General features: G+C 59.1%; 16 protein-coding genes and 1 pseudogene. 13 read left to right on the top strand and 4 right to left on the bottom strand.

Annotation, left to right across the window (positions count from 1 at the left end):
• Nucleotide 1 precedes the first annotated feature (1 nt).
• Nucleotides 2-547 (bottom strand): gamma carbonic anhydrase family protein, encoded by a 546-nt coding sequence (locus KI237_RS00800; RefSeq protein ID WP_212798400.1) that lies wholly within the window; start codon nucleotides 545-547, stop codon nucleotides 2-4.
• 72 nt (nucleotides 548-619) lie between these two features.
• Between KI237_RS00800 and prlC the strand changes: the two genes are divergently transcribed.
• The 3 genes from prlC (at nucleotide 620) to KI237_RS00785 (ending at nucleotide 5,080) form a co-directional block, all read left to right on the top strand.
• Nucleotides 620-2,698, top strand: coding sequence for an oligopeptidase A (prlC, locus tag KI237_RS00795; protein WP_212798399.1), 2,079 nt, complete (start codon nucleotides 620-622; stop codon nucleotides 2,696-2,698).
• A complete protein-coding gene (locus KI237_RS00790; RefSeq protein ID WP_047230061.1) occupies nucleotides 2,695-2,973 on the top strand; it encodes a YheV family putative zinc ribbon protein in 279 nt (92 codons plus the stop codon). Before prlC ends, KI237_RS00790 begins: the two co-directional genes overlap by 4 nt.
• Before the next feature lie 115 nt (nucleotides 2,974-3,088).
• Nucleotides 3,089-5,080 carry a M3 family metallopeptidase gene (locus KI237_RS00785; RefSeq protein WP_212798398.1) on the top strand — a complete coding sequence of 664 codons (1,992 nt, stop codon included), beginning with the start codon at nucleotides 3,089-3,091 and terminating at the stop codon, nucleotides 5,078-5,080.
• On the opposite strand, the gene KI237_RS00780 is transcribed toward KI237_RS00785, so the two are convergent.
• Complete coding sequence (locus KI237_RS00780) at nucleotides 5,081-5,761, bottom strand: phosphatase domain-containing protein (protein ID WP_212798397.1); 681 nt, start codon at nucleotides 5,759-5,761, stop codon at nucleotides 5,081-5,083.
• Nucleotides 5,762-6,161: 400 nt separating this feature from the next.
• On the opposite strand from KI237_RS00780, the gene KI237_RS00775 reads away from it, so the two are divergent.
• From KI237_RS00775 to KI237_RS00750, 6 genes are all read left to right on the top strand, one after another.
• The gene (locus KI237_RS00775; protein ID WP_212798396.1) at nucleotides 6,162-6,689 is read left to right on the top strand and encodes a hypothetical protein; all 528 of its coding nucleotides are present in this window, start codon (nucleotides 6,162-6,164) and stop codon (nucleotides 6,687-6,689) included.
• Nucleotides 6,690-6,704: 15 nt separating this feature from the next.
• Nucleotides 6,705-7,232 (top strand): hypothetical protein, encoded by a 528-nt coding sequence (locus KI237_RS00770; RefSeq protein WP_212798395.1) that lies wholly within the window; start codon nucleotides 6,705-6,707, stop codon nucleotides 7,230-7,232.
• 10 nt (nucleotides 7,233-7,242) lie between these two features.
• Nucleotides 7,243-7,629 (top strand): hypothetical protein, encoded by a 387-nt coding sequence (locus KI237_RS00765; RefSeq protein ID WP_212798394.1) that lies wholly within the window; start codon nucleotides 7,243-7,245, stop codon nucleotides 7,627-7,629.
• A 417-nt stretch (nucleotides 7,630-8,046) separates the two neighbouring features.
• Nucleotides 8,047-9,105, top strand: a complete 1,059-nt coding sequence (locus KI237_RS00760; protein ID WP_212798393.1) for a PA0069 family radical SAM protein — start codon at nucleotides 8,047-8,049, stop codon at nucleotides 9,103-9,105.
• Nucleotides 9,106-9,309: 204 nt separating this feature from the next.
• On the top strand, nucleotides 9,310-10,041 hold the full coding sequence (locus KI237_RS00755) for a carbonic anhydrase (protein WP_063323564.1): 732 nt from the start codon (nucleotides 9,310-9,312) through the stop codon (nucleotides 10,039-10,041).
• A gap of 91 nt (nucleotides 10,042-10,132) precedes the next feature.
• A complete protein-coding gene (locus tag KI237_RS00750) occupies nucleotides 10,133-11,662 on the top strand; it encodes a SulP family inorganic anion transporter (protein ID WP_212798392.1) in 1,530 nt (509 codons plus the stop codon).
• Between the two features lie 443 nt (nucleotides 11,663-12,105).
• Here KI237_RS00750 and KI237_RS00745 read toward each other — a convergent pair whose 3' ends face one another.
• Entirely contained in the window at nucleotides 12,106-12,624 is a 519-nt protein-coding gene (locus KI237_RS00745) for an RICIN domain-containing protein (RefSeq protein ID WP_212798391.1), read from the bottom strand.
• A gap of 380 nt (nucleotides 12,625-13,004) precedes the next feature.
• On the opposite strand from KI237_RS00745, the gene KI237_RS00740 reads away from it, so the two are divergent.
• From KI237_RS00740 to KI237_RS00730, 3 genes are all read left to right on the top strand, one after another.
• The gene (locus tag KI237_RS00740) at nucleotides 13,005-14,036 is read left to right on the top strand and encodes a histone deacetylase family protein (RefSeq protein WP_212798390.1); all 1,032 of its coding nucleotides are present in this window, start codon (nucleotides 13,005-13,007) and stop codon (nucleotides 14,034-14,036) included.
• 11 nt (nucleotides 14,037-14,047) lie between these two features.
• A complete protein-coding gene (locus KI237_RS00735; RefSeq protein ID WP_212798389.1) occupies nucleotides 14,048-15,148 on the top strand; it encodes a polyamine ABC transporter substrate-binding protein in 1,101 nt (366 codons plus the stop codon).
• 191 nt (nucleotides 15,149-15,339) lie between these two features.
• Nucleotides 15,340-19,938, top strand: coding sequence for a dermonecrotic toxin domain-containing protein (locus tag KI237_RS00730; RefSeq protein ID WP_212798388.1), 4,599 nt, complete (start codon nucleotides 15,340-15,342; stop codon nucleotides 19,936-19,938).
• Nucleotides 19,939-20,200: 262 nt separating this feature from the next.
• Here KI237_RS00730 and pdxR read toward each other — a convergent pair.
• Nucleotides 20,201-21,750, bottom strand: a pseudogene (gene pdxR / locus KI237_RS00725) (MocR-like pyridoxine biosynthesis transcription factor PdxR).
• Nucleotides 21,751-21,850: 100 nt separating this feature from the next.
• Here pdxR and KI237_RS00720 point away from each other — a divergent pair.
• The gene (locus KI237_RS00720) at nucleotides 21,851-22,492 is read left to right on the top strand and encodes an FMN-binding negative transcriptional regulator (RefSeq protein ID WP_212798387.1); all 642 of its coding nucleotides are present in this window, start codon (nucleotides 21,851-21,853) and stop codon (nucleotides 22,490-22,492) included.

The raw sequence follows: 22,492 nt of genomic DNA, 5'->3' as shown, positions 1-22,492 counted from the left end.
GTCAGACCTGGTCGTAGCCTTCGGCCAGATGCAGGTCCTTGAGCTTCACGTAGTTCGCCGCGCTGTAGGTGAAAAACGCGCGTTCCTTGTCGGTCAGTGGCCGGGCCTGCTTCACCGGGCTGCCGACATACAAAAAGCCGCTTTCCAGGCGTTTGCCCGGCGGTACCAGGCTGCCGGCACCGATGATTACATCATCTTCGACCACCGCGCCGTCCATGACGATGCTGCCCATGCCGATCAGGATCCGGTTGCCCACGGAGCAACCATGGAGCATGACTTTGTGGGCGACAGTCACGTCGTCGCCGATCAGCAACGGGAAGCCATCGGGATTGAACGGTCCGGCGTGGGTGATGTGCAGCACGCAACCATCCTGGACGCTGGTACGCGCACCGATACGGATGCGGTGCATATCGCCGCGAATGACCGTCAGCGGCCAGACGGAGCTGTCTTCGCCGATTTCGACGTCGCCGATCACCACCGCGGTGCTGTCGACAAAAGCGCCACGGGCTAGCCGCGGGCTGTGGTTCTGGTACGTGCGAAGGGTCACGATAGGCTCTCTCTTATCCGGTGATAGGCGCTGCTAGCTGCGGTGAACGTCGATTGTAATTAAGATGGGCCCATGTTTCTTCCAGCCAAGGTGTCGACCGTGAGCGTGAACAACCCTCTTTTACAACCCTATGACCTGCCGCCATTCTCGGCGATCCGTGCCGAGCACGTGCAACCGGCCATCGAGCAGATCCTGGCTGACAACCGTGCCGCTATCGCCGAGCTTCTCAAGACCCAAGTCCGGCAGCCTACCTGGGCCGGCCTGGTATTGGCGATGGACGAGCTCAATGATCGCCTGGGCGCCGCCTGGAGCCCGATCAGCCATTTGAACGCCGTGCGCAACAGCCCTGAACTGCGCGAAGCCTACGAGGCCTGCCTGCCGGCGTTGAGTGCCTACTCCACCGAGCTGGGCCAGAACCGCGAACTGTTCCAGGCCTTCGAAGCCTTGGCGAGCAGCCCTGAAGCCGCGGGTTTCGACGTGGCGCAGAAAACCATCCTGGAACATTCCCTGCGGGACTTCCGCCTGTCGGGTATCGACCTGCCGCCCGAGCAGCAGAAGCGCTACGCCGAAGTGCAGAGCAAACTCTCCGAGCTGGGCAGCCGCTTCTCCAACCAACTGCTGGACGCGACCCAGGCCTGGACCAAACACGTCACCGTTGAGGCCGCCCTCGCCGGCCTGACCGATTCGGCCAAGGCGCAAATGGCCGCGGCCGCCCAGGCCAAGGAGCTGGACGGCTGGCTGATCAACCTGGAATTCCCCAGCTACTACGCGGTGATGACCTACGCCGAAGACCGCGCCCTGCGTGAAGAAGTCTACGCGGCGTACTGCACCCGCGCCTCGGACCAGGGCCCGAATGCCGGCCAGAACGATAACGGCCCGGTGATGGAACAGATCCTCGACCTGCGCCAGGAATTGGCCCAACTGCTCGGTTTCGCCAACTTCGCCGAGTTGAGCCTGGCGACCAAGATGGCCGAGTCCAGCGATCAGGTCCTCAGCTTCCTGCGCGACCTGGCCAAGCGCAGCAAACCGTTCGCCGCCCTGGACCTGGAACAGCTCAAAGCCTTCGCCGCCGAACAGGGCTGCCCCGACCTGCAAAGCTGGGACAGCGGCTTCTACGGCGAAAAACTGCGTCAGCAGCGCTACAGCGTGGCCCAGGAAGCCCTGCGCGCGTACTTCCCGATCGACAAAGTACTGAGCGGCCTGTTCGCCATCGTGCAACGCCTCTACGGTATCGAGATTGCCGAACTGAAAGGTTTCGACACTTGGCACCCGGACGTGCGCCTGTTCGAAATCAAGGAGAACGGCCAGCACGTGGGCCGCTTCTTCTTCGACCTCTATGCCCGCGCCAACAAGCGTGGCGGCGCCTGGATGGACGGCGCCCGCGACCGTCGCCGTACGATCGAGGGCGTGCTGCAAAGCCCGGTGGCGAACCTGGTGTGCAACTTCACTCCGGCCGACAGCGGCAAACCGGCGCTGCTGACCCACGATGAAGTCACCACCCTGTTCCACGAATTCGGCCATGGCCTGCACCACCTGCTGACCCGCGTCGAACACGCCGGCGTTTCCGGCATCAACGGCGTGGCTTGGGATGCCGTGGAGCTGCCGAGCCAGTTCATGGAAAACTGGTGCTGGGAGCCCGAAGGCCTGGCGCTGATTTCCGGTCACTACGAAACCGGCGAGCCGCTGCCCCAGGACTTGCTGGAAAAAATGCTCGCGGCGAAAAACTTCCAGTCCGGCTTGATGATGGTCCGCCAGTTGGAATTCTCGCTGTTCGACTTCGAACTGCACGCCACCCACGGCGACGGTCGCAGCGTGGCGCAAGTGCTCGAAGGCGTGCGCGACGAGGTGTCGGTCATGCGCCCACCGGCCTACAACCGCTTCCCCAACAGCTTCGCCCACATCTTCGCCGGCGGGTATGCGGCGGGCTACTACAGCTACAAATGGGCAGAAGTATTGTCGGCCGATGCCTTCTCCAAGTTCGAAGAGGACGGCGTGCTCAACGCTGCCACCGGTCGTGCCTTCCGTGAAGCCATCCTGGCCCGTGGCGGTTCGCAGGAACCGATGGTGCTGTTCGTCGACTTCCGTGGCCGTGAGCCGTCGATTGACGCACTCTTGCGCCATAGCGGCCTGACCGAGGACGCCGCAGCATGAGCGAGGGGCCTGTGATTACCAAGAGACGCTTTATCGCCGGGGCAGTCTGCCCGGCCTGCAGCGAGCCGGACAAGCTGATGATGTGGAACGAAGACGGCGTGCCGCACCGTGAATGTGTGGCCTGCGGTTATTCGGACACACTCAACGAGCAAGGCCTGTCGGTGCCCAAGGAATTGGGCACCCGGGTCAATACCTCGGCGCTCAAGGTGCCGGACGCCAAGGTCCAGGCGGTACAGTTTTTTCCCAACCCCAAGTTGAAGAAAAAAACCGACTGAAATCTTCGGCATCACCTTCCGGGCCGCCCGGCCCGGAAGCGATACATATATATCGCCCCGCCGCTCAGCTTCCTGCCCAGACTGTCCATCTCGTTCAGTCCAAGGAAGACCGCTGATGCCCAACGATGACAATCCGCTGTTGCAGGCCCACCACCTGCCCCCTTTCGCCCGGATCCAAGCCCGGCATTTCTCACCGGCCCTCGACCAGATCATTGCCGAGAGTCGCACTCGAGTGGCCGAGATCATCAAGACCCAGGCACCGTTCCCCACCTGGGACGACCTCGTGCTGGCGATGGACGACATCCACGCCCGCTTGAAAGGCTTCGGCTACGTGCTGGAACGCCTGACCTTGACCCGGACAGGCCCCGATTGGACACAGGCTTCGCTCGACTGCAGCGAGCGCTTGCACGCCTACCAACGGTCGTTGACGCAACATCGCGAACTGTTTCAACGCTTCCAGCAATTGGCCAACAGCCAGATCGCCAGGCATTTCACACCCGCCAGAAAACGCACGCTGGAAAAAATCCTCCGGCAGTTTCGCCAGAACGGATTGGCGCACAGCGCACAGCCAGACTTGGAAAGCCTGACACTGCGCATCCAGGGCGCCCGGACCTTGTTCCAGGAGCACTTGCACGAGGCCAATAAAGCCTGGCACCAAGGGTTCGACGACGAGGCACAATTGAGCGGCCTGCCGGCCTCTTTCAAGCAACGCATGGCGGAGCAAGCGCGTGAGGCCGGGCGCAAAGGCTGGCGGCTGACGCTCAACGAGGAGTCGTTTCGTATCGTCAGCCGTTACGCCGACAATCCTCTGTTGCGCAAACGCATGTACATCGCCTTCAGCACACGCGCATCGGACCAAGGGCCACAGGCCGGCGTGTTCGACAACGGCGAAGTCCTCGCGCAGTTGCTCAGGGACCGACATCAGCACGCCACCTTGCTGGGCTATTCCAATTACGCTCACATGGCGCTCGAGCCCGAGCAAGCCGAGTCGCCCGAGCAGGTGCTGTCGTTCCTGCGGGGGCAACTTGCCCAGCAGCGCAGCGTATTCGTCCGGGACACCGAGCAACTGAAGGCCTATGCCACGACGCAAGGCTTGCGCGACCTCCAGCCTTGGGACTATCAATACCTGGCGGAAAAGCTTCGTCGGCAAACGACGGGCGTGTCTGAGCAGGCCGCCAGTGCCTGGTTCGAGCTGGAATCGACTTTTTCACAGCTGCTGCTGATGGCCAGGGACCTGTTCGGCGTGAGCATCGTGGAGCGCCAGGATGAAGCAACCTGGCATCCAGACGTGCGGCTGTTTGAAGTCCGCGAGTGGGACGAGCTCATTGGCTACCTTTATTTCGACCCGCTGGAGAAAGCCAACCAGGACGGGTTCCCGAATACCACCACCCTGCGAAACCGCCGCATCACGGCCGAGGGCCGGCCCCGGTACCCCGTCGCCGTGTTGCATGGCTGGTTGCCGCGCGGTTCAGGGAAAGACCCGGTGTTGCTGGATCATCGGCAACTGCGCATCCTCTTCCATGAGTTCGGCCACTGCCTGCACCACCTGTTGAGCCAGGCTCAATACCGCAACATTTCGGGCATCGCGGAGCTGTCCCGGGACACGGCCGAATTCGCCGGGGTTCTCTTCGAGCAGTGGTGCTTCTCCAAGCCATGCCTGATCCGGGTATCCAAACATCACCAGACCGAGGAGCCGTTGCCGGACGATATCGCCGATCAGTTGCTGGTTTACCTCGACACCCAGACCAGTTGGGACACCGCCGCGATCCTTCGCGATGCGCTGTTCGACATGGAGTTGCACCGCAGCCACGGCGACGGGCGCACGGCCCAACAGGTATTCGATCAGGTCAGCGCCGACGTCGGGCACCTGCCCGTGTGGCCCAGCGAACGCTGGCCCAATGGCCTGGACTACCTGGTGACCGGCTATGGCGCCGGGATCTATGCCTATGCCTGGTCCAGGGAACTGGCGAAAACCGTGTTCCAGCGGTTCAAGCGCGACGGGCTGTTCAATCGCAAGACCGGCCAGGCACTGCGCGAGACGATATTCGGGCCGGGCGATTCGCGACCGCTGACTGAATCCATCCAGGCGTTCCTGGGCAATCGCTGATCAGGGTTTGGGAAGGGCCGCCTGCGGATCGAGGTGTGAAGGGGTCGTGGTCGAATTGACCCAGCTTTCCAGCGAACACAACGCAAAAACGCTGGTGCTGCAATCGCCGTTCGCCAATGCCGTGCGGAGTTTCTCCACATCGGCCTGCATCATGTAGCGAACCCCGTCCTTGAAGTGATGGCTGTCGCCAAAGCCGCCTTCGGTCATTTCGTTCAACGCGTCTTCCTTGCTCCAACCCTGTACCACCACCCGGTACATGGCGGCCACCAATCCGGTGCGGTCCGAGCCGTGCTTGCAGTGCATCAGTACCGGCCCCTTGGCTTCGGCGGCCTGGACGGCGCGCAGTGCCCGAAGGATGTCGCTGTCGTCGACATGGTTGGTGCGATAAGGCAATTGCACTTGCTCGATGCCGGGGGTGGACAGCCAACGCTTGTCCGACTCCGGCAGGAAGGTGATGACTGTGCCGATCCGCAGTTTGCTCAGCAAGGGCAAGGCCCCGCCGTCCGGCAAGGAGCTGCGGTAGAGCGTGGGGGACATCTGGTAAAGGTTGTAGTCCTTTGCCACGGGCTGGGCCCATTCGGCAGGCCGAGGTTCGCTAGGTTCGTCTGCCTCTGACCGGTTGACCACCAGCAAGCTCAAGAGTGAAGTGAAAAGTACGGCAACAACTGAGGGTTTCAACATGATCAATGATCACAACAGGACGGGTGCAGATAGCTTCGGCCTGAACCAGTCAAAATACTGTGAGGCGCGTGTGAATGAATTGTAAATCGCAGGCCGTGGAAAACTGGACTGTACTAACCCGACCGCCAACTGACGAAATTCCGTTGGAGCACGGGCAACTCCTTGTAATATTAGAACCCGCTTCTCGAAAGATTGCGTGACAATCTCCAAATTGTTCAAAGACACTTGCAAGCATAGGATGCTTTCCAGAGCCTGCTCATACGAATTGTCATAGCCCTCCCCTTGTACAGGTCGCTCTCTTGGGCGATCTAAAATATAAATCGATTATTTCCCCAACCGATTCGACAGCACAGGGAAGAATATCTGCGTGAACGCAGAGCAAAATGTAAAGGAGAGTTACATGAGCATTTTTATAAAAATTTCCGCTGCACTTCTAACGTTTTCTTTCCAAGGCATTGAAGTCGGCTGGGCATCGAAAGACGATCACCAAACTTCTCGCGCACAACACGTGAATGTTCGGGAGGAGAGTTGTTCTCGTAGCGAGCGCAGCGATTACCCCAACGTCGCGATGACAATCGACTACCCGTTAGAATGGAGCGCACCGGAAACCGTTGGCCATCCCGACGTAAGGGTGCACATCGTCGAAGCAGACCAAAACCATGATTTTCTGGCGATCTTCGATGACGCGATCCCGGCTCGAGAAGAGCAAGGCATGAAAATCTATTGGAACGGAAAAGTCAGTTGGTACCAATTCACTGGCTCAGATGGTAACAAGGTGTATGTCAGTAAATTAGACAACACTTGGATGGCAAATAGGACATTTCATACATACATTGTCGACTATAAATACTCGATAACATGCTCAGACTTCCGAGACATGGACGAAGCTGTACTGAGCTTTCTGAAACAAACATTTCCCACAACTTAAAAACAAGGAGCATGGATGCTGCACATCATTAAACTGTCGATGGCCGCACTAATTATTCTATACCAGCAACTTTCATTCGCCGACTGCACACCTGATATAGGCGGAAAGTCATCGCGACTCACACGTCTTAACTTGAGTACCGACGAGTGCCGGACGATAGATCCTAGCACTTTGGCACTGTTAGAGATGACTGTTGAATTTCCCTCGGCCAAAGTCGTCCCAAACGCTATTGGGGATCGATACATGTTGTTTTGGCTAAAGGAGGTGGACGTCGGATATAGCGTCGTTAGGTCATTCGAAGGACTCACTCCTACCCGCGAAGAAAACGGCCTCTTCATTTACAAGAGGGGAGGATATACAAGCCTTCACTTCAGGGGCTCAGATGGTGAAAGCGTCGCCATCGGCCAGATGGGAATCTCGTGGGTAGCGAGGCGGATGTTCCATGGACTTGCAGTCAGCTACCAATACCGAGCCACCCATACAGACTTCAAGGCTATGGACGACTTTGCCCTGGAGTTCCTGAAACGCACCCTTATTGATTAAAGGTTAACGGATGAACATGATCAATATGACAGCTGAACAGCTGTCGGAAGTCGAGCGCCTGCGTCAAGCCAAGCGTTACCCTCAGATGTATCAGTACCTACGTGGCTTAGTCGCTGCCCATCGCCGAGCAGCCACAGACCCCGCACTACTCGATGACATGAGAATCGCCGAGAACTGGCTAAGTGTTGCCACCAGCATCAATGCAAACGACGGCAACTTCAGTAACGAAATGGTTCGAGGGTCAATGCAATTTGCGGCTGCTGCAAAAAAACGACCACTCACTGACGCGCAATTTCAGAAGGCTTCGGATGATCTGGCAGAAAACGTAGGCCAGCATATTCATCTTAGCCGCGGTGGTGAGTCGGATTGGCACCGCTCAACAGGTCACCGTACATGACTGGTATGCCGTCTCACCCGCTCGTCCGGGCGATATCATCGCCGGCAACGGCCAGCGTCTAGCGGAGCGCAATGTCGAAAACCTGGTCCATGCCATGGCTCCGTTCGAGCTGTCTACCGCCATTTCCGGCAATTTCGACGTATCTCAGGCACATGCCCTACAGCCGGTGCTCGCCGCCAACTGGTACTAGGTACAAACTGCGGGAGACCTACGGGTCTCCCTCAGTTACATGGATGTGGGTCCGTCAAAGGTGAACTAGCGTAGCTGTAATCTTGTTCGGGACAGTGGTTGAGGTTTGTATAAACGAATTTTGAATCGAAGAGTGCCACCTTCAGAAGCCAATCAACTGCTGAACGGCGCTGGCTGAAAACAACGCGCTCGAATACTGTACACATATACAGCCTTCGGAGCATCCCCATGCCTGTCTCTCCTGCGCCGCGCGGTCGCGGCACCGCCACCAACCCCCACAACCGCTTCGCCCCAAGTCGCTCGGTGGCCGAAGATGACGGCTGGTATCAGGAAGTCCCGCCGACCCAGGGCACCGAAGTGCGCATCGAAATGGCAAAGACCATCATTACCCGCAACACCTCGTCCGATATCCCCTTCGACCGCTCGATCAACCCGTACCGAGGCTGCGAACACGGCTGCATCTACTGCTATGCGCGGCCGAGCCATGCCTATTGGGACATGTCGCCGGGGCTGGATTTCGAAACGAAGCTGATCGCCAAGACCAATGCCGCCGATGTGCTGGAAGAGCAATTGTCCCGGCGCGGCTATCAATGCGCGCCGATCGCACTGGGTTCCAACACCGATCCCTATCAGCCTATCGAGCGCGAACAACGGATCACCCGCCGGATTCTCGAGGTGCTGCTGCGCTATCGGCATCCGGTGACCATCGTCACCAAGGGGTCGCTGATCCTGCGCGACCTGGACCTGCTGACCGAACTGGCGCAACAGCGCCTGGTGCACGTGATGATCAGCCTCACGACCCTGGACGATGAGCTCAAGCGCATTCTCGAACCCCGCGCGGCGGCACCCAAGGCGCGGTTGCGGGCGATCAAGGTCATGCGCGAGGCGGGTATTGCCGTGGGGGTGCTGTGTGCGCCGATGATCCCGATGATCAATGACAGCGAGATCGAAAGCCTGCTGGCCGAAGCACACGCCGCCGGCGCGCAGAACGCCGCGTACGTCATGCTGCGTCTGCCGCTGGAAGTCGCGCCGCTGTTCGAGGAGTGGTTGCAGGCGCACTACCCGCAACGCGCCGCCCATGTGCTGAGCCTGGTTCGCCAGAGCCGTGGCGGCGAACTGTATGACAGCCGCTTCGGTGCACGCATGCGCGGCGAAGGCCCGTTCGCCGACCTGTTGGCCCAGCGTTTCGCCAAGGCGCTCAAGCGCTTGGGGCTTGAGCGCCGTGACGGATACAATCTGGATTGCGATGCCTTCTGTCCGCCGGGCCGACAAATGTCTTTGATTTGATTAAAGTTGACCTTGGAACGGCTGCTGGACATGATCTGCGCCAGTGTTTTGCCACCTCTGCAATCGTTGTCCTAGAGCCTTCGATTCAGTTTGAGTTAAGTTTCGACCGCTACCTTGTTCAGCGAGTGACTGACAGGTCGGGCCTTTCGACCTGGACGTTTTTTAACCAGCCACTGGCGTCATACCCGTCAAAGAGGATGAATCATGAGTGACAAGGATAAACAGCCGTTGGCTGCGTCGGCTTCAGCCCAACCCGAGGCGGAAACCGCCGATGCAGCGCTGCAGCATATTGTTGACGGCTTTTTGCATTTCCATCACGAGATCTTTCCGCAGCAGGAAGAACTCTTCAAGAAACTCGCCACCGCCCAGAAACCCCGGGCGATGTTCATCACCTGCGCCGATTCGCGCATCGTGCCCGAGTTGATCACCCATAGCTCCCCCGGCGACCTGTTCGTGACCCGTAACGTCGGCAACGTCGTTCCGCCTTACGGGCAAATGAACGGCGGCGTCTCCACCGCCATCGAATACGCCGTGCTGGCCCTCGGCGTGCAGCACATCATTGTCTGCGGCCATTCCGATTGCGGCGCCATGCGTGCGGTGCTCAACCCCGACACCCTGGAAAAAATGCCCACGGTAAAAGCCTGGCTGCGCCACGCCGAAGTGGCCAAGACCATGGTCCACGACAACTGTCCGTGCGGTGACGAAAAGCAGACCATGCCCATCCTCACCGAAGAGAACGTGATCGCACAGTTGCAGCATTTGCGAACGCACCCTTCGGTGGCCTCGCGCATGGCCAACGGTCAGTTGTTCATCCACGGCTGGGTGTACAACATCGAGACCAGCGAGATCAAAGCCTACGACGCGGACCAGGGACGTTTCCTACCGCTCGATGGCAGCCATCCGATACCGGTGGCGACGCCCAAAGCGCGCTTCTAACCACTCCTAAACATCCTTGTGTGGTTCAGCCTTACCGCTATTTGCGCGGTAGGGCCTCGCCATGCCTGAAGAAAACTGCGGGAGAGTCGCCATGCGTGCTGCTCAATTAAAAGCTGTTCTGCCACGGGAGCTGCTGGCTTCGGTGGTTGTTTTCCTGGTGGCGCTGCCCTTGTGCATGGGCATTGCCATCGCCTCCGGCCTGCCACCGGCCAAAGGCCTGATCACTGGGATCATCGGTGGTTTGGTGGTGGGTTTCCTGGCCGGTTCGAAACTGCAAGTCAGTGGCCCGGCCGCTGGGTTGGCGGTGTTGGTCTTCGAGTTGGTGCGCCAACATGGCGTGGCAATGCTCGGGCCGATCCTGCTGCTGGCCGGTCTGCTGCAATTGTTGGCCGGGCGCTTTCGCCTCGGCTGCTGGTTCCGGGTCACCGCACCTGCGGTGGTGTACGGGATGCTCGCGGGTATCGGCGTGCTGATCGTGTTGTCCCAAGTCCACGTGATGCTCGACGCCGCGCCCAAGCCGTCAGGGCTGGATAACCTGGCGGCGTTCCCGGCGGCAGTGGCCCAGGCCTTGCCATCCTTGGGCTGGCAGGCCGGCCTGCTCGGGTTGTCGACGATTGCGGTGATGTGGCTGTGGGAAAAATTTCGTCCCCACAGCCTGCGCTTCATTCCAGGCGCCTTGCTTGGCGTAGGCCTGGCGACCATCGCCAGCCTGATGTTGGCCTTGCAGGTCAAACGTGTGGAAGTCCCCGAGAACCTCGCCGAAGCCATTGACTGGCTGCGCCCGGCGGACCTGTTGAACCTGGCCGACCCGACACTGCTGATCGCCGCGTTCGCGGTCGCCTTCATTGCCAGTGCCGAAACCCTGCTGTCAGCCGCCGCCGTGGATCGCATGCACAGCGGTGAACGTGCAGACTTCGACCGGGAACTGTCGGCGCAAGGTATCGGCAACATGCTCTGCGGCCTGCTCGGCGCCTTGCCAATGACCGGCGTGATCGTGCGCAGCTCGGCCAACGTCCAGGCCGGTGCCACCACGCGCATGTCGACGATTTTCCACGGCCTGTGGTTGTTGCTCTTCGTGCTGTTGCTATCCAGCGTGCTGCAAAGCATTCCGGTGGCGAGCCTGGCGGGTGTGCTGGTGTACACCGGTTTCAAACTGGTGGACCTCAAGGCGTTTCGCAGCCTGGGCCGCTATGGCCGGATGCCGATGTTCACCTACGCCGCCACGGCACTGGCGATCATCTTCACCGACCTGCTGACCGGCGTGCTGATCGGTTTCGGCCTGACCCTGGCGAAGCTTGCCTGGAAAGCCTCGCGACTGAAAATCAGCCTGATCGACCTGCCCCGGGAAGGCGAGATGGAGCTGCGCCTGGTCGGGGCGGCGACCTTCCTCAAGGTGCCGGCGCTGACCCAAGTGCTGGGCAGCATACCGACGGGCTCGACCGTGCATGTGCCGCTCAATAACCTGAGCTACATCGACCACTCGTGCCTGGAGTTGCTGGAAGAATGGGGCCGGGCGAACGCCAGCAAGGGTTCGAAACTGCTGATCGAATCCCGCGGGCTCAAGCGCCGGTTGGAAGGGCGGTTGCGTACCACGGTGGGGGTTGGCGCAGCCTCTGCCTGATACCCAAGCCCGCTCCCATAAGGGGGCTGGGCTTGGACAGCTATTTGATGAATACCAAGATCCAGTGTGGGAGCGAGCTTGCTCGCGATGGCGGTGTGTCAGTCAACTGCGATGTGGCTGATACAATGCAATCGCGAGCAAGCTCGCTCCCACAGGTATTGAGCAACTGATTGAACTGAGTTAATTGCTAGCGAATTGAGTGCTGGATAAAGTCGACCCGCGCTAGCAACCAGAGCAAAGAAAAAGGCATATCAATTCGATATGCCTTTTTCTATTCCAATCTCTTTTCCACCAACAGGACTCATCAGGGAGTTTGTATCGCTTTGCCTTCGGAGACTCCTGCCTTCGATGGTCGCGAACTTTACTGGATCCTGGGTTCACACAGTTGGAATGGGTTCGAAGAGTTTCGTACAGAGCCTGGCATATCCTTCATGTGTATGGCTTCAGCCAGGAGTGTCTCCTATTCTCCACAATCTAAATCTTTGATTTTCCGTTCCACCATAAGCGTAGTCGATAATGTTGGTATTGTTCGCTGTTTGCCCCCCCCTTACATCCATTACTGTGCCGTAGCGTTTGTTTTGGATATAGAAAAAACCTCCGGAACCTGCATCCTTGAATATCCAATAAAATTCCGGGCCCATGCTACCCTGCAAGGGGGAGGTAATTACATTTCCATCGTAGACCCGGACTACCCTTGCTTGGTATCGTCCATTGGCGATCCAATGTTCTCCGTTGCCATTATACTTAATGTGCCATGTGGCTTCCGGCGCATTACTGTCGTCATGTAATTTAACATTGTGTCTACCTTGACTATCTTCGTTTAGGGCCATGTCGACTAGTTTGTAGTTGCTTAAAAATGAATATATTTTATAGATTCCTGGTTGGATTATGAGGGAAGGCCCAGGGGCTCCTTTTGTCTGTTCAGGTGCTTTATCTGCATCGGGTGTGCTTTTACTCTTCATGCTGGCTCCATTCATGTTGCCTGATGACCATTGCCAGATAGACTAGAAAACATTTATAAACTTAAGCACTGTCAGAAATGACAGTTTTATATACGATTTCCTAATAATAAGTAGCCCCTTAAAATATAAAGTGCGTTTTTAATCAATCTATCAATGCTGACCGCCTCAGGCGAAAGCCGGTGAGTTGAGGTATCGAGCTCAATGCGGGTTCCACACAAACCTCCATGCCCCAACCCCGCGCACACCCGCGCCAACAAGGGGCGATTTACGGTCAAACCTTTTGGCCATTTCGATCCCCTTTTGGCCTCTCCTGCCGTTCTCCAAACCCCCCGCGCACCGCAAGACTGTGAGCTACCGGATCAGCCTTGCGGAGAACAAAAATGCTGACGATCTATTCAGATGATCACCACCTGCACCACGGGCGCTGCGAGTTGATGGATGGGCAATTAATGCCTTGCTTCGAAATGCCGTCCCGGGCCGATCATGTGTTGGCGCGGGTCAAGGCGCAGGCGTTGGGGCCGGTGGAGGCGCCGCTGGATTTTGGCCTGGGGCCGATCCAGCGCATTCACAGCGCGGCGTACCTGGAATTCTTCAAAGGCGCCTGGGACCGTTGGGCCAAGTACAACCGCGACGGTGATTTGTTGCCCTACACCTGGCCGGCGCGGACCTTGCGCACGGTCATACCGACGAGCCTGCACGGCCAACTGGGTTATTACAGTTTCGACGGTGGCGCGCCGATTACCGCCGGCACTTGGCAGGCGGCTTACAGCGCTGCGCAAGTCGCCCTGACCGCCCAGGCGGACATCCAACGCGGGGCGCGCGGTGCCTTTGCGTTGTGCCGTCCGCCGGGGCACCACGCCGCTGGCGATTTGATGGGCGGTTATTGCTACTTGAACAACGCCGCCATCGCCGCCCAGGCCTTTCTCGACCAGGGTCATAAGAAGGTCGCGATCCTCGATGTGGATTACCACCACGGCAACGGCACCCAATCGATTTTCTACGGGCGCAGCGATGTGTTGTTCGCGTCGATCCATGGTCATCCGGAGGCGGAGTTTCCGTTTTTCCTGGGTTATGCGGATGAGCAGGGTGAGGGTGAAGGCGAGGGTTTCAACTTCAACTACCCTTTGCCGGCCGGCTCAGGCTGGGACACCTGGAGCGCGGCGCTGGAGCAGGCCTGCGGGCAAATCCAGGGCTACGGTGCCGATGTCATCGTCGTGTCCCTGGGCGTGGACACCTTCAAGGACGACCCCATCTCGCAATTCAAGCTCGACAGCCCGGACTACCTGGCGATGGGCAAGCGCATCGCGGCGCTCGGCAAACCGACGCTGTTCGTGATGGAAGGCGGCTACGCGGTGGCAGAAATCGGCATCAATGCCGTGAACGTTCTTGAAGGTTTCCAAAGCGCCCCATGAGGAATAACAGCATGAACAGACTCAAGCGTTTAATGGCCCCGGCCCTGTGCGCCGCGCTGCTTAGCGGCGCGGTCCAGGCCGAGGAGCGCACCTTGCGCGTCTACAACTGGTTCGACTACATCACGCCCAAGGCCCTGGACGATTTCAAGGCGCAGAACAGCCAGGTCAAGCTGGTCTACGACATCTTCGACACCAACGAGGCCCTGGAGGCCAAGCTGCTGACGGGTAATTCCGGCTATGACGTGGTGGTACCGTCCAACGTGTTCCTGGCCAAGCAGATCGAGGCCGGGGTATTCCAACCCCTGGACCGCAACAAGCTGCCGAACTGGAACCACCTCGATCCCAAGCTGATGAAGCTGATCGAAGCCAACGACCCGGGCAACAAGTTCGCCGTGCCCTACATGTACGGCACCATCCTGATCGGCTTCAACCCGGACAAGGTCAAGGCGGCCCTGGGTGATAACGCGCCGGTGGACAGCTGGGACCTGATCTTCAAGGAAGAGAACATCAGCAAGCTCAAGCAGTGCGGCGTGGCGCTGCTCGATTCACCCTCGGAGATCCTGCCGCTGGCCTTGCAGCACCTGGGCCTGGACCCCAACAGCAAGAAGCCAGCGGACTATGCCAAGGCCGAGGCGTTGTTGCTGAAGATCCGGCCGTACATCACCTATTTCCATTCGTCCAAGTACATGGCCGACATCGCCAACGGCGACATCTGCGTAGCCGTCGGTTACTCCGGCAGCTTCTCCCAGGCGGCCAACCGCGCCAAGGAAGCCAAGAATGGCGTGACGGTGGACATGCGCCTGCCCAAGGAAGGCGCGCCGATCTGGTTCGACATGCTCGCCATCCCCAAGGGGGCGAAAAACCCGAACGACGCCTACACCTTCATCAACTACTTGTTGCAGCCGCAGGTGATCGCGCCGGTCAGTGATTTCGTCGGCTACCCGAACCCGAACAAAGACGCCACGGAAATGGTCGACCCGGCGATCCGCGGCAATCCCAACCTGTACCCGACCGAGGCGGCGATGGCCACGCTTTACACCTTGCAACCATTGCCCAGGGATGCCGAACGGGCACGGACACGGGCCTGGACCCGGATCAAATCCGGGCAGTAGATACGCCTGTGGCGAGGAGAAAGCCTTGCAGCCTCAGCGGGGCGGTGCGACGGCTCGCTAAATCCCCTCGCCACAAGGTTTGCTGGGCATATACATAGTTACCACCTTCCCTGTCTTGTCCCTCCCTAGCATGGAATCCCCAACGCATTCAGCGGTGGGGATTCCACCTCTCGCAAGACAGGGAGCGTCAGATGACCAGAACCTCTACAACCACGAACGCTACACCCGAGGCCAGCCTCAAGAATGCTGTGTTCAATCAGCTCCTCGCAGGCCCCACCTCCCCGGAAGTCGCCGCTGTGCTCCTGCGCAGGGCCCTCAAGAAAATGTATCCGACATTGGACCTCGATCCGCGCAACACGGTTGTTGGCGAACCTCGCTGGGACATTATCGACGGCGAAATCGTGGAACTGCCCACTCGCTACGAAACCCTTAGCGATATGGTGGCCGAACGAGTGGGCGTGAGCGAATCGACCCTGCTGATCGAAGGCGTGCACTTTCTGACCCAGCTACCGATCAGAACCCCGGAAGTGCACCTACCGGTGCGGATCGAACAGATCGGGGCACTGATCAACGAACTGGAGCCCGTCATGTTGAGCGCCTGCCAAGAACAACAATTGGCGTACTGGAACGCTCCAGTGGGCACATCCGGCCCACGCTGGCATGAACTCTCCAGAACGCTGCGCAAGATCTGGGACGTCAATGAGGTCAATGGCTGGACGGCGACTGAATGCAACATGGCCCGGCAATTGTTCCTTTACCCCGACCTGGAGGACCGCAAGCAACATGATCGCTACGACACTCACGCGTACCTGATCGACATCGATGAAGTTGACGGGACCGAGCTGTATCGCCTGAACGAAAACTCGCTGGTGGTACTGATCGGAACGATCTCCAGCAAAGACGTCATCCTTGCGTACTCGCTGCGCGACGGCTACAAAAAATTCGAGTCGCAGCAAGCGCTGGGGCAATTTCTCCCGACGCAACTGGACACCTCGTTGCGCAAGAAAATCCAGTGGCGGCTGTATGAACCCGCCGGCAACATTTTCGATCACAAGGCCTGCGGGTTGATCGCCATGCAGGTCAAGATCCTTGGTACGCCCGCTCTGGAAAAAATCGAATCCACCGAGAACGAACAGCCAGTGACCAGCGGGCTGGACGAAGATAAAGGCCTCGGCGCGACATGGTTCGAAAAAAAAATACCCGACTGGCTGCTGGCAGCGTCGGTTTCCGATCAGATTCTGTTCGCACAGAACATGAAAAACCTGTCGGCGTTGAGCAGTTCCCATGCTGGCAAGACTTACCTGGACGGTATTGCGCCTATCCGGGCGTTTGCGTTGAACGCCCTCAAGCAGCAGATGCAAGCGGACCATGCCGACGCCGCAACCCTCGACCCGGAGAACATCGAGATCCAGATACGCAGCCTCGTGGCCTGGGGTTCGTTTATCGTTCCGGGCAAATTTGACACCACCCGCTTCAATCTCGTTGAGCTGGCCTTGCAAAACCTGATTGCACTGCCCCTGGGCAACAAAACCCTCAGGTCCCTGGACGGCAAGGTGTTGCCCACCTGGATGACGACCGACTACGTCGAAAGCCTCATCACCAAAATCGATATCGGTCGCGTCTATCCCGATCTGGTGAAGCGCAAACTGCTCGACGATCCCAGCGAATCGGCCCGCCGCGAAGAGTTGTACACCTCCCAATTGCGCATTCAACTGCCCATGCTGGCGCTGGAGGGAAAGATGCGTGGGCACGGGAACATCGACGAACGGGGTTACCGTTATGTCGCCGCACTGATGGAGCCCGAGGAAGCCGATCGCAAGGTCGACGGACAACCCATCGTCCTGCGCAGGCTGGCGTTCATATCCAAACAGCAACTGCTCCCTGCCGAAGACATCGTGACCAATATGTTCGTGATCGGTCCGAAGAATCCAGACGCCGGTCCCTGCCTGCTTTATCGGCCGTTGCTTGAGCCGCAACTGTGCCAGTACCCCTCCTCCAGCAACCTGTTGTATGCGATCAGGCAAACCCCTGAGTTGCGCCAATCGGTCCTGGCCTGGCTGCCCGATGAAGTGCGCAGCAATTACAGCCGATACATCTTTTCGGGTCCCCTGCCCTCGCCCTGGATCATCGTTGAGTTTGTGACGGACCCCTTTGCGTCATTGCTCAACAGTGCCCCTGTCGGTTTGAGCGAAGAAACCCTGGGGCCCGACTTCCTGCCGGTGTTGTTCAAGGCCAATGCCAATGCCCTGGTCGAGCTTGCAGATCGGCAATCGGTCTCCAACAGCGAAACCCGCTGGAGCACTTTCAAGCAGGCCGGCTGGTTGATTTTCAACCTGGCCCTGCCTTACCTGGGCGCTGCCGTGGGGACTGCCGTCTGGTTCTGGCAAATTCTGGATGACATTGAAACGCTGATGCAGGACAGCGAACACGCCAACGAGCAGGCCACATGGGAGGCGTTCGTCGACTTGTTGCTGAACCTGGCCATGGCCATCACCTCTCACGCTATCGACCATGCCAGGGAAGGCACCCGCAGTCGTAGAGCAGCGGCGCCGGAGGTGATAGAGAAGCCAGTCGAGCTGGTAAAACCCAAGCTCACCATTGAAAAACTCACACCCTCCACCGGCAAGGAACTGTCCACCGAGCACTATGCATCCATCCACTCCAGCGGTGCCTTGACGGGCAAATCGGCAGAGGGTGCCAAGCACCTTGAGACGTTCAGCGTCGAGGCCCCCGAAAATCCAGGGCAACCCCATGCCGATGGCATGCTCAAAGGGCTCTATGAACGACAGGGGCTGAGGTACGCCAAAGTGGAAAACAAATGGTTCAACGTGACGATGGTGGGCGAGAAGGTCTGCATCGTCGACGGCAAGGATCCCTCGCGCCTGGGCCCGCCTCTGCGGTTGGATACACACGACCACTGGCATATCGACAACCGCCTGCGCCTGCGCGGCAGCGGATCAAAAGGCGCGATGCAAAAAGTCATCGCCGACACTCACCGCCGCAGCGTTCAACTACTGGCCGAACTGAACCACTTTGAAGAAAAAAAACCGGAGCACCAGGCGCTGCTGACCATGAACGCGCAAGAGCTGAACAGCGCCTCGGGCCCCGCCAGGGAGATCAAGCGCAACGTTTACCTGAGCACCTTGAAAACCCAGCGCGAAAGCTACGAAGAAGCGTTGAACATACTGACTCAATGGCCCGTCTTCCAATCAAGACCCGACGCTCCCAAAGCCAGGCTTGGCTACCTGAACGCACAGATCAACTTCACGTTCGAAGAAATAGACGCGCTGAAAGAGCGCTTTACCCCAGCCCTCAGAACAGCCATGGACATGGCCACCATCGACGTCGCGGTCATGGAGCAACAGCACGTCGATGCAGCCGAAAACATGATCCGGGTGGGCGAGGCCATGAACGAGCGCCTGGATTACATGGAGACTCGTTTTTCCAGGCTCAAGGTACTGGGGCGTGAAGGTTTTGAGTTTATCCGCCAGCACCGTGGAAGAATGCCGACCTACAAAAGCGACGGTATTCGGCTTATCCAGTTGGACATGTATCGCCACCTCTGCCTGTCGCTCGAGAGCGTCCATACCATGCCCGAAGGCTGGGCCGTCATTAACCAACTGGTTGATAGCGCCACGATTGCCTTCCAAAGCCTGCACGATGCCATTGAGGAACGCAGCGTGATCCGCCTGGATGAGCAAATTGATGCATTTGGCAGCCTCACCGAACAGTTCACGGCCCTTGAAGAACAACTCGAATACGTGGGCACTGAATACAAGGACAGCGCCCGCCCGGCCGAACTCAATCGGCTGAGCAAGCAGATCGGCGGCCTGAAAAAACGGGCATTGCTGCATCTGGCCCAGGCCCTCGACGAGAGAAGCAACCGGCGCAGCTTGGGCAACCCTTACGAGCCACGCCCCAGGTTCAGGAAGAAATTCATCAGGGCCCGTTTTTGGGGCCTTGTCAGCGGTGAACCTCGTTTAACGAAAATGCAGGAAGAAACCGATTGGGTCGATGTGAAGAACCCGGTCACAGACAAGATCATCGCCACCTTCCACCGCAAGGGAACGGGTGAGTGGGTGCCCCATGCGCTCACCGATACGCCACAGATCGTCCCGCCCCTGGCCGTCAGCCTCGCGAAGGGCCAAGCCCTGATCGACGGACTGGCGGCGTTCCAGACGCAGGTCGAGGAGCACATGAATGCGCCAGGCCGATCGCCCACCGGTCTGGGGATGATTCTGAACGCTCATGCAAACAGGATGGAGAAAGTCGGCATTGCAATCAAAAAGGCGATAGACAGTGCCTCGAATGAAACCGTTGAAGTTTCAGTAAAACAAAAGCGCACGGCCGAAGCCCTGCGTACGGAACTCAAGACCCAAGCGAAGACCCTTTATGAAGAAGCCTTCGATGCCGTGCTGAATGTCATCAAGCATCGCTCTCCGACCATGGATGGCGTCATATGGCTTAAAAGCCGCAACCGTCTCTCCATCACCAAACTAAAGAACCGACAAAAAAACAAAGGCCCGCTTCACGGCTATCTCGACCGGTATGAGATCAAGGACGTGAAGGAAAATAAAACGCTGTGGTTCGCCGATTTCCGTTACTCAACCGACTGGACCCCCGCCCACGCCTACCTTTCCGGGCGCTTGAAAACACCGGAGCAAGTCAGCAAGGGAACGAGCGCCAACGCCACCCAGGAGCTCACCCAGCGTCAACTGATTGATCTTTACCGCAGCGAAATTGCGGTGGATCAGGCCAGGGAAGTGTTCTTTCCAAAGCGACCGACATAACGCTCAGGGCCTGGCTCTGTGGGAGCGAGCTTGCTCGCGATGAGGCCCTTCCAGTCAATATCTCTGTTGTCTGTTACACCGCTATCGCGAGCAAGCTCAGCTCCCACAGGGCCCCAGAGTTGAGCCGGAAAGTCGTGAACACCACAGATCCAATGTGGGAGCGAAGCTTGCTCGCGATGAGGCCCTTCCAGTCAATATCCCTGTTGTCTGTTACACCGCTATCGCGAGCAAGCTCAGCTCCCACAGGGATTGTGCCAGGCGCTCAGCCTCCTGGTTTCCAGGCCTCTGCCAGGCTCGCCAGCGCCGTGCCTATCGCCGCTGGCGGGACGGCCGCGAACCCCAGCACCAGCCCGGCTCGCACTGGCGTAGTGGTGGTGGGCAACCAATAACCACTCAAGCCGTTGATTTCGATCCCGGCCTGGGTGGCTTGGCCGATCAACTGCTGCTCGCGCTCGACACTGTCCACCGGCACGGTGACATGCAACCCGGCCACGACCGTGGGCATGAGCCCAACGCCCGCCACTGCTTTCGGCCAGCCGGCCAGCAGTGCGTCACGCCGGGCCAGGGCGGCCCGGCGCATGCGCCGGATGTGCCGCTGGAAATGCCCCGCCGCCATGAATTCGGCCATCACCGCCTGGGTACTGACTTCAGAGTGGCGCACATCCACGGCGCGACGTCGGGCGAAGGCGTTGACCAAACCCGGCGGCAACACCAAATAGCCCAGGCGCAAGGCCGGAAAAGCCACTTTGCCGAACGTACCGACATAAAGCACGCGGCCCTGGCGATCCAGCGCCGCCAAAGGCGCCAGCGGCGCGCCGCTGTAACGGTATTCGCCGTCGTAGTCATCTTCGACAATCCAGCCGTCGTTGCGCTCGGCCCAGGCCAACAGCTCCAGCCGCCGTGCCAGGCTCATGACCACCCCGCTCGGATACTGATGGGACGGTGTGACATAGGCCAGCCGACAATGGCTCAACAACCCCAGCGCCGTGCAATCGAGGCCATCGTTATCCACCGGCACGCCTGTTACTTCAGCACCGGCGACCGCAAACGCATGCCCGGCGGCGCGATAGCCGGGGTTCTCCACCGCCACGACGTCACCTGGGTCGACCAGCAGCTGTGCACAAAGGCTAATGCCCTGCTGGGCACCGCTGGTGATCACAATTTGTTCAGCGGTGCAGTGCAGGCCCCGGGAACTGCGTAGGTAAGCGGCGATCAGGCCGCGCAAGCGTGCATCGCCTTGAGGATCGCCATAACACAGCTGTTGCAGATCCGGCTTGCGCCAGAAAGCCGCATTCAGCTTGGCCCAGACGTCGAAAGGGAACAGATCGAAAGCCGGGACACCGACCCTGAACGCTCGCGGCGGACCGCTGGGGGCTGGGGCAAATGGTGCTTTTCAACACGATTCAAGCCGTCGCTGTGGATAACTTTACTGGATGGGCCCACAGGTAAATCGAGCCAATCTGTGGATAAGGCTGTGGGTAAGCCTGTTGAAAACCCTGTGGATAGTTTTGTGGATATGTTTTTCAGCGGCAGTGTCGTCGAGGACAGTTTCGCCACATAAGTCCCGTCACCGACCCGTCCTTCGATGAAACCCTCGGCGTAGAGCTGGTCGTAGGCGCGCACCACACTGTTGCGCGAAATCGACAAGGCCGCCGCCAGGTCACGACTGGCCGGCAGGCGCGTGCCGCTCGCCAGGCGCCCGTCCAGTACCCGGGCCCGCAAGGCCTGGTAAAGCTGACGGCTGAGCCCCTGGCGGCGATCGAGCTCGATGCCAGCGGGGTTGAACGACAGTGGCGGCACGGCGTTGTTCATGACAGCTCCCGAAAATGGACCTGTGAAATTGACTGAAAGTGGCTCTTACAACAGACCAATAGCCTGCCTAGGATGCTCGCATTCGCCAAGGAAAATCGTCATGTACACCCCTAAAGCCTTTGCCGTCGAAGACCTGCCCCAGCTGCATAGCATGATGGGGGACTGCCGCCTGGCCGTATTGATCACGCAGGGTGAACACGGCTTGCAGGCCAGCCACTTGCCGTTGTTGCTGGACCCGCGACAAGGTCCCAATGGGAGCCTGTACGGGCACATGGCCCGGGCCAATCCACAATGGCGCGACCTGGAAGCCGGCGCCGAAGCCCTGGTGGTCTTCAGCGGGGCCGATGCCTACGTGAGCCCAAGCTTCTACTCCAGCAAGGCCGAACACGGCAAAGTCGTGCCGACCTGGAATTACCTGGCGGTACACGCCTATGGCTGCGCCGAGGTGTTCAGCGACCCACATCGCCTGCGCAACCTGGTCGCCGCCCTCACCGACCGCCACGAAACCGGCCGCGCCCAGCCCTGGACAATCGATGATGCACCGGCTGAGTACATCGACAGCATGCTCAAGGCGATCGTCGGTTTCGCCTTGCCCATCCAGCGCCTGGAAGGCAAACGCAAGCTCAACCAGAACCGCAGCCCGATGGATGTCGCCGGCGTACGCAACGGGCTCACCGCCAGCCCCGATCCACAGGACCAGGCGCTCGCACGCCTGATGCCAGACCTATCGCCCAAGGAGTGA

The sequence above is a fragment of the Pseudomonas sp. St316 genome (assembly GCF_018325905.1).
Lineage (GTDB): Bacteria > Pseudomonadota > Gammaproteobacteria > Pseudomonadales > Pseudomonadaceae > Aquipseudomonas.
This window is presented reverse-complemented; position numbering and strand designations above follow the sequence as displayed.